The organism is Paenibacillus sp. NPDC056933 (assembly GCF_042674385.1).
Taxonomy (GTDB): Bacteria; Bacillota; Bacilli; order Paenibacillales; family Paenibacillaceae; genus Paenibacillus.
In genome coordinates this window covers 1,197,587-1,211,729 of sequence record NZ_JBHUQN010000001.1, presented here as the reverse complement: position 1 = coordinate 1,211,729, position 14,143 = coordinate 1,197,587, and the positions used below count along the sequence as shown (strand labels likewise).

Annotated in this window: 14 protein-coding genes; 5 read left to right on the top strand and 9 right to left on the bottom strand. The window is 47.3% G+C overall.

Annotated features, from left to right (window positions below; all coding sequences use genetic code 11):
- The first annotated feature begins 8 nt into the window (after positions 1–8).
- Positions 9–1,205 (top strand): YheC/YheD family endospore coat-associated protein, encoded by a 1,197-nt coding sequence (locus tag ACFTRD_RS05560; protein ID WP_379378083.1) that lies wholly within the window; start codon positions 9–11, stop codon positions 1,203–1,205.
- Between the two features lie 86 nt (positions 1,206–1,291).
- Here ACFTRD_RS05560 and ACFTRD_RS05555 read toward each other — a convergent pair whose 3' ends face one another.
- Both ACFTRD_RS05555 and ACFTRD_RS05550 read right to left on the bottom strand, forming a co-directional pair.
- Positions 1,292–1,978, bottom strand: coding sequence for an HAD hydrolase-like protein (locus ACFTRD_RS05555; RefSeq protein ID WP_379378082.1), 687 nt, complete (start codon positions 1,976–1,978; stop codon positions 1,292–1,294).
- 149 nt (positions 1,979–2,127) lie between these two features.
- A complete protein-coding gene (locus ACFTRD_RS05550) occupies positions 2,128–3,105 on the bottom strand; it encodes a Gfo/Idh/MocA family protein (protein WP_379378081.1) in 978 nt (325 codons plus the stop codon).
- A gap of 409 nt (positions 3,106–3,514) precedes the next feature.
- Between ACFTRD_RS05550 and ACFTRD_RS05545 the strand changes: the two genes are divergently transcribed.
- The 4 genes from ACFTRD_RS05545 to ACFTRD_RS05530 all read left to right on the top strand — a co-directional run bounded on the left by ACFTRD_RS05545 (position 3,515) and on the right by ACFTRD_RS05530 (position 7,111).
- A complete protein-coding gene (locus tag ACFTRD_RS05545; protein ID WP_379378080.1) occupies positions 3,515–5,146 on the top strand; it encodes a thiamine pyrophosphate-binding protein in 1,632 nt (543 codons plus the stop codon).
- A 12-nt stretch (positions 5,147–5,158) separates the two neighbouring features.
- On the top strand, positions 5,159–5,527 hold the full coding sequence (locus ACFTRD_RS05540; RefSeq protein ID WP_024629113.1) for a carboxymuconolactone decarboxylase family protein: 369 nt from the start codon (positions 5,159–5,161) through the stop codon (positions 5,525–5,527).
- A gap of 186 nt (positions 5,528–5,713) precedes the next feature.
- The gene (locus tag ACFTRD_RS05535) at positions 5,714–6,064 is read left to right on the top strand and encodes a hypothetical protein (protein ID WP_379378079.1); all 351 of its coding nucleotides are present in this window, start codon (positions 5,714–5,716) and stop codon (positions 6,062–6,064) included.
- Between the two features lie 54 nt (positions 6,065–6,118).
- On the top strand, positions 6,119–7,111 hold the full coding sequence (locus ACFTRD_RS05530; protein ID WP_379378078.1) for a 3-oxoacyl-[acyl-carrier-protein] synthase III C-terminal domain-containing protein: 993 nt from the start codon (positions 6,119–6,121) through the stop codon (positions 7,109–7,111).
- Between the two features lie 173 nt (positions 7,112–7,284).
- On the opposite strand, the gene ACFTRD_RS05525 is transcribed toward ACFTRD_RS05530, so the two are convergent.
- From ACFTRD_RS05525 to ACFTRD_RS05495, 7 genes are all read right to left on the bottom strand, one after another.
- Positions 7,285–7,854 carry a manganese catalase family protein gene (locus ACFTRD_RS05525; protein ID WP_062319978.1) on the bottom strand — a complete coding sequence of 190 codons (570 nt, stop codon included), beginning with the start codon at positions 7,852–7,854 and terminating at the stop codon, positions 7,285–7,287.
- Between the two features lie 90 nt (positions 7,855–7,944).
- On the bottom strand, positions 7,945–8,220 hold the full coding sequence (locus ACFTRD_RS05520; RefSeq protein ID WP_062319980.1) for a spore coat protein CotJB: 276 nt from the start codon (positions 8,218–8,220) through the stop codon (positions 7,945–7,947).
- Positions 8,210–8,449, bottom strand: a complete 240-nt coding sequence (locus ACFTRD_RS05515; RefSeq protein ID WP_192265667.1) for a spore coat associated protein CotJA — start codon at positions 8,447–8,449, stop codon at positions 8,210–8,212. The genes ACFTRD_RS05520 and ACFTRD_RS05515 overlap by 11 nt, the downstream gene beginning before the upstream one ends.
- A gap of 221 nt (positions 8,450–8,670) precedes the next feature.
- The gene (locus ACFTRD_RS05510) at positions 8,671–10,056 is read right to left on the bottom strand and encodes a hemolysin family protein (protein WP_379381195.1); all 1,386 of its coding nucleotides are present in this window, start codon (positions 10,054–10,056) and stop codon (positions 8,671–8,673) included.
- 52 nt (positions 10,057–10,108) lie between these two features.
- Positions 10,109–11,245, bottom strand: a complete 1,137-nt coding sequence (yfkAB, locus tag ACFTRD_RS05505) for a radical SAM/CxCxxxxC motif protein YfkAB (protein WP_379378077.1) — start codon at positions 11,243–11,245, stop codon at positions 10,109–10,111.
- Positions 11,246–11,462: 217 nt separating this feature from the next.
- Positions 11,463–12,587 (bottom strand): HD-GYP domain-containing protein, encoded by a 1,125-nt coding sequence (locus ACFTRD_RS05500; protein WP_379378076.1) that lies wholly within the window; start codon positions 12,585–12,587, stop codon positions 11,463–11,465.
- A 69-nt stretch (positions 12,588–12,656) separates the two neighbouring features.
- Positions 12,657–14,087, bottom strand: a complete 1,431-nt coding sequence (locus ACFTRD_RS05495; RefSeq protein WP_379378075.1) for a bifunctional metallophosphatase/5'-nucleotidase — start codon at positions 14,085–14,087, stop codon at positions 12,657–12,659.
- Between the last annotated feature and the right edge of the window lie 56 nt (positions 14,088–14,143).

Here is a 14,143-nt window from a genome sequence, read left to right as displayed (position 1 = left end):
GATTGTTTGTGTCCTCACCTGTTCTGGGCATTATGACGTTGTACTTAAATGAACATCGCGCTCTGGAAGAACGGAGTATATACCGCAGAATGATCCTTGAGGGGCGCAAGCGGGGACTCGATATCTATGTGTTCACACCTGCCGATGTACATTCAGGAGGCAAGCAGATTGAGGCTTTGGTCTTTCATTCGGAAAAAGGTTGGTCCCGGGAATGGCGTTCATTCCCGGATATGATCTTCGATCGCTGCCGTATACAGCGCAATCGCAGATTCCAGCAATTGCTTGCCTTTCGGGAAAAATATGGACATCTGCTCTTTTTAAACCGTCCGCTACGTAATAAATGGACGATTCATCAGACGCTCTCTGCGAAATCAGCCTTTCGTGAGCATCTGCCAGATACCGTTCTGTTTCAGGATATGTCCGATGTGAATCGAATGCTGAAATCCTCTTCGCTCATCTATCTGAAACCCATTAATGGAACGGGAGGACGGGGTATTCTCCGTATCGAACGCAGCGGTAGCGAGGCCAACACGGTTTTAGTGCAAGGACGGGACCAAAAACGCCGGATCATTACCCCGCGCAAAGTCCATCTGTCACGCCTTGGTTCACTACTCCAGCATTGGAATATGAAAGATAAATACCTTGTTCAGCAAGGTATACAACTTCAGCTTCCGAATGGCCGTGTTCATGATTATCGAATGCTGGTTCAGAAAAACGGTGAAGGACAGTGGGAATTGACTGGATGTGCAGGACGGATGGGTGCAGAGAAAAGTGTTACTTCCAATCTGCATGGTGGCGGTCAGGCCGTTGCGATGCACAAATTGTTGAAACAGTGGATTACCGATGAGGAGGAACGGGCTGAAATCAATGCCACTGCAGAGAAATTCGGGATTGACGTTGCCACATTTCTGGAAAACACCTATGGAGCCTTGTGTGAATTGGCTCTGGATCTGGCGATAGACAAGAATGGACGTATCTATTTGCTGGAAGTGAATCCAAAACCTGCTCGAGAGGTGTTTGCCCGCATTGGTGAGCAAGATATCTACTCCAAAGCGATTACCCAACCACTGGAGTACGCCTTGTGGGTGTACCGCAACCATCCACATACGAATCGCCCCCCTCGCGGAGTAAAGATAACCAAACCTGTCAAACGCGTAAGAGGTAAAGCATCAACCCTCAAGAGGACCAGAAAACCACGGTTATAATTGGCTGATGATTAACATTTAAACGAATTCATAAACAGAAAACCTACCACTCCACGTCCATTCGGACGTGGGAGCGGTAGGTTTTTCTATTCTGCTTCCCGATATAAACGAAGTAGTTCCGTAAAATCAGAGATCAGTGCATCCGATCCGGCAAGTTCTTCGTCTCGACCGAACCCCGCATAGGCGCAGCCGATGACGGTCTGATTGTTCATTTTGCCTGCCTCCACATCAGAAGAGCGATCGCCGACCATCCATGCATCCTGAATCCGATGCTTTTTAAGCAGGATTTGAACCAGGTTAACTTTCGATGGTGTCTTGTATTGCCCTGCACTATACACGCCTTCAAAAAGCGGCATAATCTCATGAGCAAAGGCCACACCTTTGACATAATCCTCCAGTCCGTTACTGGCAACAAACAACCGCACACCCTGTTCCTTCAATGCTTCCAACGTCTCTTTTACATGCGGGTACAGCTGGGAGCTTCCTCCATCCAGCCCCTCAATCTCCAACTGAAGAAGCAGTTCGTCAGCCCGTCGATGTGCTGCAACTGAAGCTTCAGGCATAACCACTTTCCATATATCTTCAAGTAACATTCCTAGGCTTCCCAACATCCGTTCTTCAGGCGGAGTCTCTCCCTCATAATGCCCTTCAGCTCGCAATGTATCGAACAACTGCTGATAGGCTGGGAGCAACAGGGTCTCTGTCTGAAACAACGTACCATCCATATCAAATATCATCGCTTCCGGTTTACGTAATACCGTCTCTCTCGTCATGTCCAATGTTCCTTTCCGATTGGGATATGTATTCGGAATCGTTCCCCCTCCATGATAAACATAAACGATTGGCAGTGTAAACCGCGCAATGTAAAACAATTTAATGAAAGAAAACTGAACACAAGTCCACTTCAAGCCTCAGCATCATTTTAGGATTGGGATTGATTCGGATTGCGCAGCGCCTCAAGGACAAGTTGTGCCTGATAGCCATCGTTGAAATCGTATATTCTGGAAGGTTTTCCCAGAATACGCGAGATGACATGTTTGAGTACAGGCAGCTGACTTAAAGATTCCTGTACTTCAACCGAGCCAAGGGGTTGTCCAACAGGTCCGCTCAACAGCTGATCCCAGTTTTCCAGAGCAATCGTCCCTTCCGTACCATATACAATCATGGAGACACGTTCCTCACCTGCAAAATGTGCTATCCCGCTCAACTGGACTCGGGTCCCATCCGCCAGCTCCATCTCGGCTTGAATTTCATGTTCACATTCACCTGTGTTTGGAGGATACTGAACCTGACTGCTGACCACACGAATAGCACCAAACACGTTTTGGATCATATGAATCCAGTGGATTCCGACTTCAAGAATGAAACCGCCCTGCTCTCTGCTGGTAATCCATGCATTCTGTTGCCACGCCCGTGGCCACTGGGGAAATTGCAGGATGAGATCGATTTTGCGAATCGTTCCTATCGTTTCCTGCTCGATCAACTCTCGTAGCTTCACAACGGATGGTTCATGCGGCATGGAGAAATGGATGGCATGTACTACCCCAGCCTTCTCGGCTGCCTCCAGCATCGCCTTAGCTTCCTCCACACTGTTTGCGAGCGGCTTCTCACAGAACACGTGAATCTGACGCTTCAACGCCTCCATTACGACGGGATAATGAAATTTGGGCGGTACTGCAATATAGAGCAGATCAACCGAATGTTCATCAAGCATTTGCTTGTAATCCGTATACATTTTTGTAGCCGGATGAGAGACAGTAAACGTGATCAAATGCTCCTCACTTGAATCGCATACGGCTACGATCTCGACGTTTTTGGACAATTCCGTCTGTTCCGCCTGATGTATCATATGTAATCCCATTTTACCCAGCCCAACAACAGCCATTTTTATCGTTGTCATTCAACTCACTCCAATCGGATTCTAGTATAACAGAAAGCCAATACTTGCCAATCCTTTGCACTGATGCGAAATGGGAAACATACGACTCTAATTGATCTACACATGAAACAACCTATCACATTCTACATTATTTTACATTTAATTCTATATCATTTGTTTTGTAGGTAATTTGTCGCGGGAATATATAACCTATTTGATTTCCTATATCCAACAAGTCATTAAGCGCTTACAACCTAAGAATCAGGAACTTATACTCATAAAATGAGTTGACAAAAAACCACAAAAAAAGATACTCTTCCTAGTAACAAGGATTCATTTCCTTTTACAACCTTAGACAACGACATACACTCCAAAAACGGAATCTGACCTGTGGGTCTACAAACCTATTTTGTGAAGCGAGGTGTCCCGCATGAGAACAGTTGCGGACTATTTGGCGGAAGCTCTGCGTAATTTAGGCGTTACTCATGTCTTTGGTATTATCGGAAAATCTATATGCCCTGCTGTCCTGAAAATGGTAGATTACGGCTTGGAATTCATTCCAGGTCGCCATGAATCCAGTTCAGGCTTTGCCGCCTCTGGCTATGCCCTCCAAACGGGGAAACTGGGTGTCGCCTTCGCCACTTCAGGTCCGGGCGGAACCAACCTGCTCACCGCAGCAGCCCATGCCAAGGCCAACAACTTGCCTGTCCTGTTTATTACTGGCCACCAATCCATTCAGGAATTGGGGCTGCCACAGTGTCAGGACTCCTCTTCCTACTTGGCCGATCTGGCTGACATGTTCCGTCCTGCCACGCTATTCAGCAAGCTGGTGGAACGCGGCGATCATTTTAGCACCATATTGAATCACGCCCTTTCCATTGCACTTGGCCCCAACAAAGGTCCGGTCCATCTCTGTCTTCCGTTTGATGTACAGACCGAACAACTCACTGATTTCCGGGTTGTAGTCCCGGAGCCTGAGCCCCTGATTAGCGTATCCAACCTGAATCGCGTTCTCCCCTTACTTCAACAGTCCAGTCATCCTTTGATCATTGCAGGCAAAGGCGTCAGTCGCGCCAGAGCTTATGATGAATTGGTCCATTTTGCCGAACGTTTCCATATTCCTGTCATTACTTCTCCAGGTGGAAAAGGGGTCATTGCCTGGGATCATCCTCTCTACCATGGGCCTTGCGGTGTTGGCGGCTTCCCTCATGCAGATGAGCTGCTGAATCAAAGTGATCTCTACATCGTGCTCGGTTCACGTCTGAGTGATATGACGATCTGTAATTTGAAGGCTGAAAACCATCCTGCACATCTTATTCAATTCGACGCCGATCCTACATTCGTTGGCAAAATCCTGAAATCTCAAACCTTACATATCACCGGCGATTTGAAGGACAACATGCAATTTTTACTTGGAACGATGACAGACCAACCTGCTCTGCAAATGGAAACGACAACGGTTGATTACACCGTTCCCCTGCCGGATCTGCCGAATCTGTCTCTGGCTTCCGTGCTGGACGAGATGAGTGAGTTACTGCCGTATGATCATAAGCTATTTGTCGATGATGGCAGCCATGGTTTTCACGCAGTGCAACGATATAAGGTTAAGAAACCCGGCAGCTTTGTGTTTGATGCCTACTTTGCCTGCATGGGCAATGCCATCGGCATGGCTATCGGAGCGAAGAGCGCCGCACCGGAAGAAACCATTGTATGTATCACAGGTGATGGATGCTTCATGATGCTTGGAACCGAGATCAACACCGCTGTATGCAACAACCTGCCGGTCATCTTCATCGTTGTGAACAATAAACAGCTGGATATGGCACTCAAAGGTATGGAGAAAACAACAGGCAGAATCGATGGCACCTTGTTTGAAGTTCCCATGGACGCAGCGAAATTCGCTGAATCCCTTGGTGCTGTTGCTTTTCGAGCAGAAACTCGCGATGAATTCTCCTCTGCTCTCCAGACAGCGCAGCAACTAAACCGCGTTACCGTCATTGAGCTTTTAACCGATCGCAACGAGATTCCACCCACGGCTCACCGTACCGTGACTTTGAATTAGGAGGAGCAAGGCATGAGTGAACAAGTGACTCAAGGTTTGGAGCGTTTTGCAAAGCTTTCCGGTGAATATGGTGCCAAAGCACTGGCACCGATAAAGGATCAGTTTCCTGAGCTCGCCGAGTTTATTATGGGAACAGCTTACGGGGATATTTTTCAGCGAACAACCATTACGGATCAGTGGAAGGAAGTTGCGATTATCTCCTCACTGATCTCACAGGGGCAGTATGAGCAATTGGGGGTTCATTATACGATGGCGCTCAGTGTTGGGGTGACCGTGGATCAGCTCAAAGGAATTCTGCTGCACTTGGCACCGTGTGTTGGTGCTCCGCGGATCATCAGTGCTTTTAATATATTGCTCGCTACACTGGATGAAATCCAATAATTCACTCTTCTACATTTTTATACACGATTCGACTTTTTTATTGATCTTATTACATCTCTACCTTTATAATATGGTTAAATTATCCTTCGAATCCGTCTACATCTCAGAAGCAGTCAACAAGGGCCTCAAGGCCTATGTCTTGGTTAGCAGGATAGCCTTAACTCATTTAAAGGAGAGAGAACAATCATGGGAAGTTTTATACTGAATACTGACGTTCCGAACAAGGTGTTGAACATTGAACTGGAGGGCTCTTTCTCTCAAGAAGATGGTTTACGTTCCATCTCGGCATATCAGGACACGATCGCTCCGATTAACACCAAGGAGTATGCGCTGAATATTGATTGCAAAAGGTTAAATGTAACTGCTCCGGAAATTGTGCCTCTTCTCGAGGGCTGCCTGCAGATGTTCAAAAAAGATGAATATACAAAAGTGGTGTTGACGCTTGAGAATAATGCCATTCTGAAAATGCAGCTGTCCCGTCTTGGACGGTCTGTCGGACTGGACAACCTTGAGATCATCTCCACGGTTACGACCTAATAAACCAGGCGGACAAGCTGAGGGTTCACCCATCCGCTCAAGAGGAGAATGAAGATGGCAGGAATTCGTATTGTAGATATCGATATCTATCATCCAACGAACAAGGTGGGCAATGACTTTTACATTGAACATTTTGATGCGAGAGGTGTAGATATTCGAGGATTGTTAAAGGCGCTTGGACGTGATACACGTTACAAAATCGACAATGATGATGAAAATTCACTAAGCATGGCCTTTGAGGCCGCCAGTAATCTGCTCGAAAAGACCGGACTCACCGGTTCCGATATCGATTTGATTGCTTATGCAAGTCAAACGCCGGAATACATCTTTCCTACGAATTCCTTGATGATTCATCGCCTGATTAACGGGGCATCCCATACGATCTGTATTGATAGCAATGCCAACTGTGCGGGTATGACCGCAGCCTTTGAACAGGTGAGCCGCCAGATGCTGGGTAATCCCAGAATTCGTCGTGCTTTGATTATCGGCTCGGATTACGTAGCTCCGCATGCCAGTCCAGACGATCCTGTATACTTTGCCAACTTCGGAGATGCAGCAGCAGCAGTGATTGTTGAGCGGGACGAGCAGGCTGTCGGTTTTATTGACTCGATCTATCAGACCGATACCTGTGTGTACGGCAATTCCCTCTTCCCGGCACAAGGTCTGGCAAAACTGGGCCAAACCGGCGTTGACGCAGGTGCCTTCCATGTAAAGTTTATACCGTTTGATGATTCCATCTGTGTAGGTGCAGCCTCTGAATCGATTCGCACGCTGCTGAGTCGTAACGAGATTGAAGCAGAAGAGATCAAAGCCGCTTGTTTCTCCCAACTATCCATCGGTAATATTCATGCAGTATCCAAGAATATTGGCATTGCTGAAGATATTGCCGTGTACATCGGAGACGAGTTCGGATACACCTCAACCAGCAGTCCGTTTATTGCATTACATCGAGCCATTACATCCGGCCAAATTCAGCGTGGTGATAAAGTGCTGTTCTGGACTGTTGGAGCTGGGTGGCAAAATGTTGCCATGGTGGTTGAATACTGAGAGCATGATACACCGAATTCAAAGAAGCAGGGCAGACCTTTTGTACCCAAAAAGGGTTGTCCTGCTTTTTTTGTAATGCTCTGGAATGGTGACTTTCACGATAATAAAACAGATCCATAACAAAAACCGCCCTCTAGGAAGAGAACGGTAATAAGGATGATTTGTGGTCCTTTTCAGAAAATTTTCTTCGTCTCCCGATCATCCTTCAGAATCTCCACCGCCTCCCGGAAACGCAAGGAATGCACAATCTCCCGTTCCCGCAGAAACTTGAGACTATCCTGAAGATCAACGTCATCCGTCAGATCGATCAACCACTGATATGTAGCTCTGGCCTTCTCTTCCGCTGCAATATCCTCGTACAGATCCGCGATGGGATCTCCCTTCGCTTGAATATAAGTTGCGGTGAAAGGCACACCCGAAGAATTCGTATAAAACAGGGCAGAATCGCGCTGTGCATAGTTCGGCCCAAGTCCCGCTTCCTCCAGCTGTTCCACCGAGGCATCCTTTGTTAGCTTGTAGATCATCGTGGCAATCATCTCAAGGTGTGCAAATTCCTCCGTACCGATATCATTCAATAGCCCGATAATCTTGTCAGGAATCGTATACCGCTGGTTCAAATACCGCAGGGCAGCCGCCAGTTCCCCATCTGCGCCCCCATATTGTTCCGCCAGCAATTTTGCCATGTGAGGATCACATTTGCTAACCCGAACGGGATATTGCAGTTTTTTCTCATACACCCACATACAGACGCCCCCTTTAGAATTTAAATCAACCTGCTTACGTTTCCCCGAGCTCCCGTCAGGATAGCTTGCAAGGAAGCTCAGGGCTGTTACTCACACTTGCCAAGGCCATGGTGTCTGGGACCACTCCCAAGGATATTTGGAGAACGCATGACCAAAGTTCATCAGCGGTCCGTACAATTGCTGAAACTCATGCGCCACTCTCATGCGCTCCTGGCTGAATTTGTTATACTGCTCAATGCTCTGATAGTCACCCGGATGGGTGTCCAGATACAGGTTCAGCTCAACCAATACAAAATCCAAGGCCTGGAGTTCCTCCAACAACTCATAGTATTTTGCATCACAGACTTTTGGTGTTTCAGGTTCCATCCGCTTCCACCTTCCTCCCCTTCGATCTCGCAGGTGTATATGGACTGTACAAAGCAGGCCACAACGTTCCGATTCTTAAGGCTTCTGCCGGACTGTACTGAGGCCAGCCCATCGGCTGAAAAGGGATAAATAATTGCGGAGGAACCAGATACGTTCGAATCTCTTTCGGTGGACAAGGATCAAACGGCCCTATAAAAGGAGCATAAGCACGAAGCTGTGGATCTTTCACAAAACAGCGCCTCCTTCTTCACGGATTTGGTTCATGCACATCGCAAGTATTAAAAGCATTCATTTTCCGTCTCTATAACCATATGTCGCAATCTCCCAAGTTAATCCCAAATTCAGCTTAACGCAAAAAAAAGACCCTCGGCTCACCCACCCCACTGGGCGTCTCCGAAGGTCACTCTGTTCTATCGCGGCAAATTACAGCCATGTATACTCCAAGAATCCCTAGTCCGTATGACGATTCTGCTCATCCTGATCGGAACGTTGCTCCTGTTCTCCGGCATTAATCTCGGCATGTTCGGGCACAGGTCGCTTGTACACCTTCACTCGGGTAATCCGGAGACGAGTTGATTCCTCCACTTCAAAGATATATCCGTTCTGTTCCCGCGTTTTCCCTTTGGCCGGACTGCCTTCAAGCTCCTTAAACAGCCAGCCGCCAATCGTATCGACTTCTTCATCCTCGATGATCGCTCCAGTCCATTCATGGACCTCTTCAATTAGGGAACGGCCGTCAATGGAAAACGCCTCTCCGCTGCGCTCCATATGGGGACGCTCATCTTCAAACTCATCATACAGATCGCCAACGATCTCTTCCAGAATCTCTTCAGCAGTCAGCAAACCCGCTGTGCCGCCATACTCGTCAACCACCAGCGTCATCTGGGAATGTTTCTTCTGCATGAGACGCAGCACATGACTGATCTCCATGGATTCAGGGACGTTCAAGATCGGACGAACAAGTGAAGCCAGATCATGTTGTTGCTCCGGTTCGGCCAGCAGCAGATCGGTTATATGGATAAACCCGATAATCTCATCCTTATCCTCTACCGCCACAGGGTAACGTGAATGCTTCGTTGCGTTAATGATTTTTAGATTTTCTTCCAGAGACATGTGAGTATACAGACAGTCCATGTCCGTACGCGGCAGCATAATTTCACGTGCCAGCATGTCCGAGAAATCAAAGATATTGTCCATCAGTTTGATTTCGTCCTTATCAATAACCCCACTTTTGGCGCTCTGCTTCATCAAAATACGAAGTTCATCTTCTGAATGGGCCTCTCCTTCACCAGCAGGTTCAATCCCTGCCAATCGAAGCAATGCATTGGCTGATGCATTTAATACCCAGATGAACGGGAAGAAGATTTTATAAAATAACAGCAACGGTGCCGACAGTAACAAGGCTACTCCGTCTGTTTTTTGAATCGCCAGAGACTTAGGCGCAAGTTCGCCTAACACAATGTGCAGAAACGTTATGATACAGAAACCGATGATGACCGATACCGTGGATATAAGCCCCGTATCCGCCACACCAAGTTTAAACATCAACGGCTCCACGAGCAGTTCGGAAATGGCCGGCTCACCAAGCCAACCAAGGCCCAGCGATGTTAGCGTGATCCCGAACTGGGTTGCCGACAAATAAGCATCCAACTTCCCATTCACCTTCAGTGCATAACCAGCCAACTTATTCCCTTCACTCTGCAATTGAGTCAGGCGAGTTTGTCTAACCTTAACCAGGGAAAATTCCGCTGCGACAAATACGCCGTTCAAAAATACGAGCAAAAACACACAGACCAGATTAAATACCAACTGTCCAAGATGAAATTCGGTATGAATACCCAAGTCGAAACTCCCCTTTTTGATCTATTTCAGGAATACACCTGGAATATCAACGTGTGATTGCTTTTCTCGATTTGAAATCCACACCTCTGTAATACATATCTGCCACCAGCAGATTCGGTCCGCAGCAGGAAGCAGCATCACAATGACAGTTCACGGTCTGATTCAGAGGATGTTCCGCCGACCACTCATGGAACACATCATCCAACTTCCGGTCACGAATGTTGCCAAACGCCGGGATATCCGCAAAATCGGTCACATACACGTTACCTGTAAACATGTTAACGTTGACCCGGTTACGACCGTCAGGATCGTTACGAACGGTCACATTCGGCTCGTTATACAAGCGATTGATCAGTTCTCGGTCCTGATCGGCTGCACTGCATGCGAAGAACGGGAGTGTACCAAACAACATCCACATGTCTTTGTCACGCACATCCAGCAGACGATGAATAGCTGCTCTCATGTGATCCAGAGATAGCACGGGCAGCGTAGAAGCAAAGTTCGAATTATACATCGGATGCACTTCATGACGGACACAGCCCATCTCGCGAATCAATTGATGAATGCCCTCAAGCTTGTCGTGGGTACGGAAGTTAATCATGGACTCCGCAGAGATAAACATGCCCGCTTCACTGAGTTTGCGGGAATTTTCAATCATTTTCTCGTACATCTTCACCGCGACTTCGCGCTTTACCGGTCTTCCACTGTTGGCAAACCCGACTTGGTGAAAGTCATCGGCATTCAGATAGTTGAATGAAATATGCATCACGTCCAGATAAGGCAACAATTGCTCGTAACGATGGAGATCGAGCGTCAAATTCGAATTGATCTGAGAACGAATACCCCGTTCCTTGGCGTATTTGAGCAATGGAATGATCATCTCGTCCACAGTCTTTTGGCTGAAGCTCGGCTCCCCCCCAGTCAGACTAATCGTTTGAAGATGCTCTACCTCGTCCAGCCTTTTCAACATCAAAGGCAGGGGAAGTGCAGGCGCTTCGCGCATCGTTAGCATATCTCCTACCGCACAATGCTCACAGCGCATATTACACAGATGCGTCACGGTCATTTCTACACTGGTCAGCACATGGCGTCCATATGTACGCAAAGAGCCGATCGGATCCCAAGGATCATTAGTCGGCGATAAAGGCATCGGCTGTACCGATCCTGAGTTTAGCATGGTCATTGTTCCTCACCTTATTCCTTTTATTAACCTAAAAAGTTTTTTTTACATCATACTCCGTCAATATCTTTTTTGGAGTTATCTTTAATCATAGCACAATTGCCTGTACTCTGGCATGAACATGCTCTGTCCATTACATGACAAAGAACGCCCCCGTAATCTGCGAGTTTAATTGACCCGCAGATTACGATATGAGCGCTGACTTAAGTTCAGATAGACGTCAGCCATCAAAAAATTCAGTGCTTGCTTTCGCTGGCGGTAAGTCTTCGACACCTTCTACCCCTGTAATCATAATAGACAGGGCTGTAGACAAATCGATCTCATAAGGTGCACTTAGCATCTGGCCGTCAGCATCCTTCAGAACACGAATGCGCGGACGCTGCGGAATACGTGAATGAATGTCCGCAACCACCCCGATCTCTCCCGTACTCAATGTGACAGAAAGGCCAAGAGGGTAGATAGCTACACAGTCTCGGAACTTCTCCAGCATCCACTGTTCATACAGTGTGCCTGAACCCGTGTATAATACTTCCACTGCCTGATGTGGCAAAAGGGCTTGTTTATATACCCGATTGGTCGTCATCGCATCATACGAATCAGCAAGAGCCAGCCATTTGGCATACTCATGAATTTCATTGTCTTTCAAACCAAATGGATACCCGCTGCCATCAATTCGTTCATGATGCTGTAATGCACAATGCGCAGCAAGGAGCGGTATACCCGGTTCATCTTTGAGAATACGATGTCCATATGTAGTATGCTGCTGGATGATTTTAAATTCCTCATCGCTCAATCGGGCAGGCTTTTGCAAAATCTCTGGAGCGATCTGCGTTTTACCGATATCATGCAGCAGAGCTCCTAATCCAATCTCCATTAACTGCTGCCGAGTATAGCCCGATGCCACACCAAGAACCAGCGTATACACACATACATTGAGAGAGTGATTATACAAGTCAAAATCACTGGAATTCATGTCCATCAGCATAATCATGGCTTCCTTCTGACTGCCGATGTCCTCCAGAATTGTATTCATTACTCCACTGAGTGCTTTACCAAAGTGCGGAATTCGACTTTTGGTTTTTAGACCCGACATGTTCTGAAACTGCTGTTTGATCTCAACCAATGCTTTGCGCCTGGTCTCTTCCCGAAGCATATCCGGAATAATAATATCTTCCGTGGCTGCATCATTGACATATACATATCCAATTCCCAAATCCTTCAAACGTCCAATCAACCGGCTGGTCAGCTCCACTCCCTCACTGAGCAGAACCAGACCCTCTTCACTATAAATTCGTTTCCCCAGCTTCATGCCAGGCTGCAATAAGTTTATATGTACTAAACGCACAGCCTATCCTCTCCCGCTCCGTAGATGTAATTTCCACTAGCCGCCGCTTCAGCAGAAGGCAAGTACTTGTTATTTTGCATGCCAGCGGGATCGCAGACTGTCATCCAGCGCCCCTGGTCTTTTCAGTTCTATTTCAAGCAGATCACGTATGAATTCCGGTAGACGATAAGAAGTGCCGGTTCCAAGTGCAAGTGAAGGATAACCCACGTTAAATGTAAACATGTCGAGAGTCCCAACAACGTATTCATCTTCATCATGAACCCGTTTGCCACCTATATATATAGCACTAATCTTCTCATACGCAGGCAAATGCGGATGATATTCAACCTCCATCCCATCCATGCATAATGTTCCAAGAATCTCTCCGCGAAATCCAAATCCGATAATGGGTTTACGTGAAAACTCTGGCAACAGGGACTGTTCCAGTGCTTCACGAATTTGACTTCCATTCAAACATATTGTACAGGCATTAATTGGAGATGGACATAGGAAATGTAACATTCCTTTTGTAACATCCCCCTCCGGTAGATTTCCAAGAAGCTGCCCGGCATTAACAAGCGACACCTGTGCGCCCGTAAACTGGCGAACCGCTTGGGCAAGCAATGAAGCAAACGGAGATTCTCGATCGTAATCTATGGTTAGGGTTCTGTCCGTAATAACAGCTGTCTGACCAAGTGAATGTACGGCTTCGGTTCGATGTGTGGCTATAGCCAGTGAAACCTGTTCTTCAAGCATCATGTTCTGAACAGGAACACAGCCACTGCTCACCAGTCGAAGTTCATTTGTTCCATAATCCCGCTCCAATACCACTTTACCGAGCCACTGGCCAAACTTGCCTGCCGCTCCAAGGACTGTTTGCCCAATAACTAATGGTTCTTCCAGAACATGATGTGTGTGTCCGCCCAGGATGACATCTATGCCAGGGATCTGTTCAGCCATTCTTTGATCGGTTGAAAGCCCCAAATGAGATAAAACAACCAGTACATCCACTTGAGGGCGCAAGGCTTCCACTTGCTCACGCAATGTCTCCACTGGATCCAATACATTCCATCCCAGCAACTCATAAAAAGCAGTAAAGGGCGCTGTGGCTCCAAGCAAACCGATACGAAATGCACCCTTTTCCACAATAACAGATGATTTCATCCAGTCAGGTGGCAGGCCCGTCGCCTGCTCCACAACATTTCCACATACCACTGGACACAGCAGACCCCCATAAGATTGCGACAGCTGCTCTGATGTGAAGGTCAGTCCTTCGTTGTTGCCAATCGTTACGGCATCATATCCGGTCAGATTGAGCACATCTACATTGGCCGCCCCTAGAGTCCCCTCCGTCTCAACCGCCATCCGGTCCATATGGTCCCCGATATCAAGTACCAGAACATCCTCGGCCTGTTCCCTCTCCTGTCCGATCATGGCGGCGATGGAGCTCATGGTGCCAAAATGACTATGGATGTCATTCGTATGCAGAATTGTTAACGTTTGTGTCTTCATGGTACTCATCACACCGCCTCCTCCTTATCCTCTTCTTAACGTACATTCCTCTAATGGATAAGCAT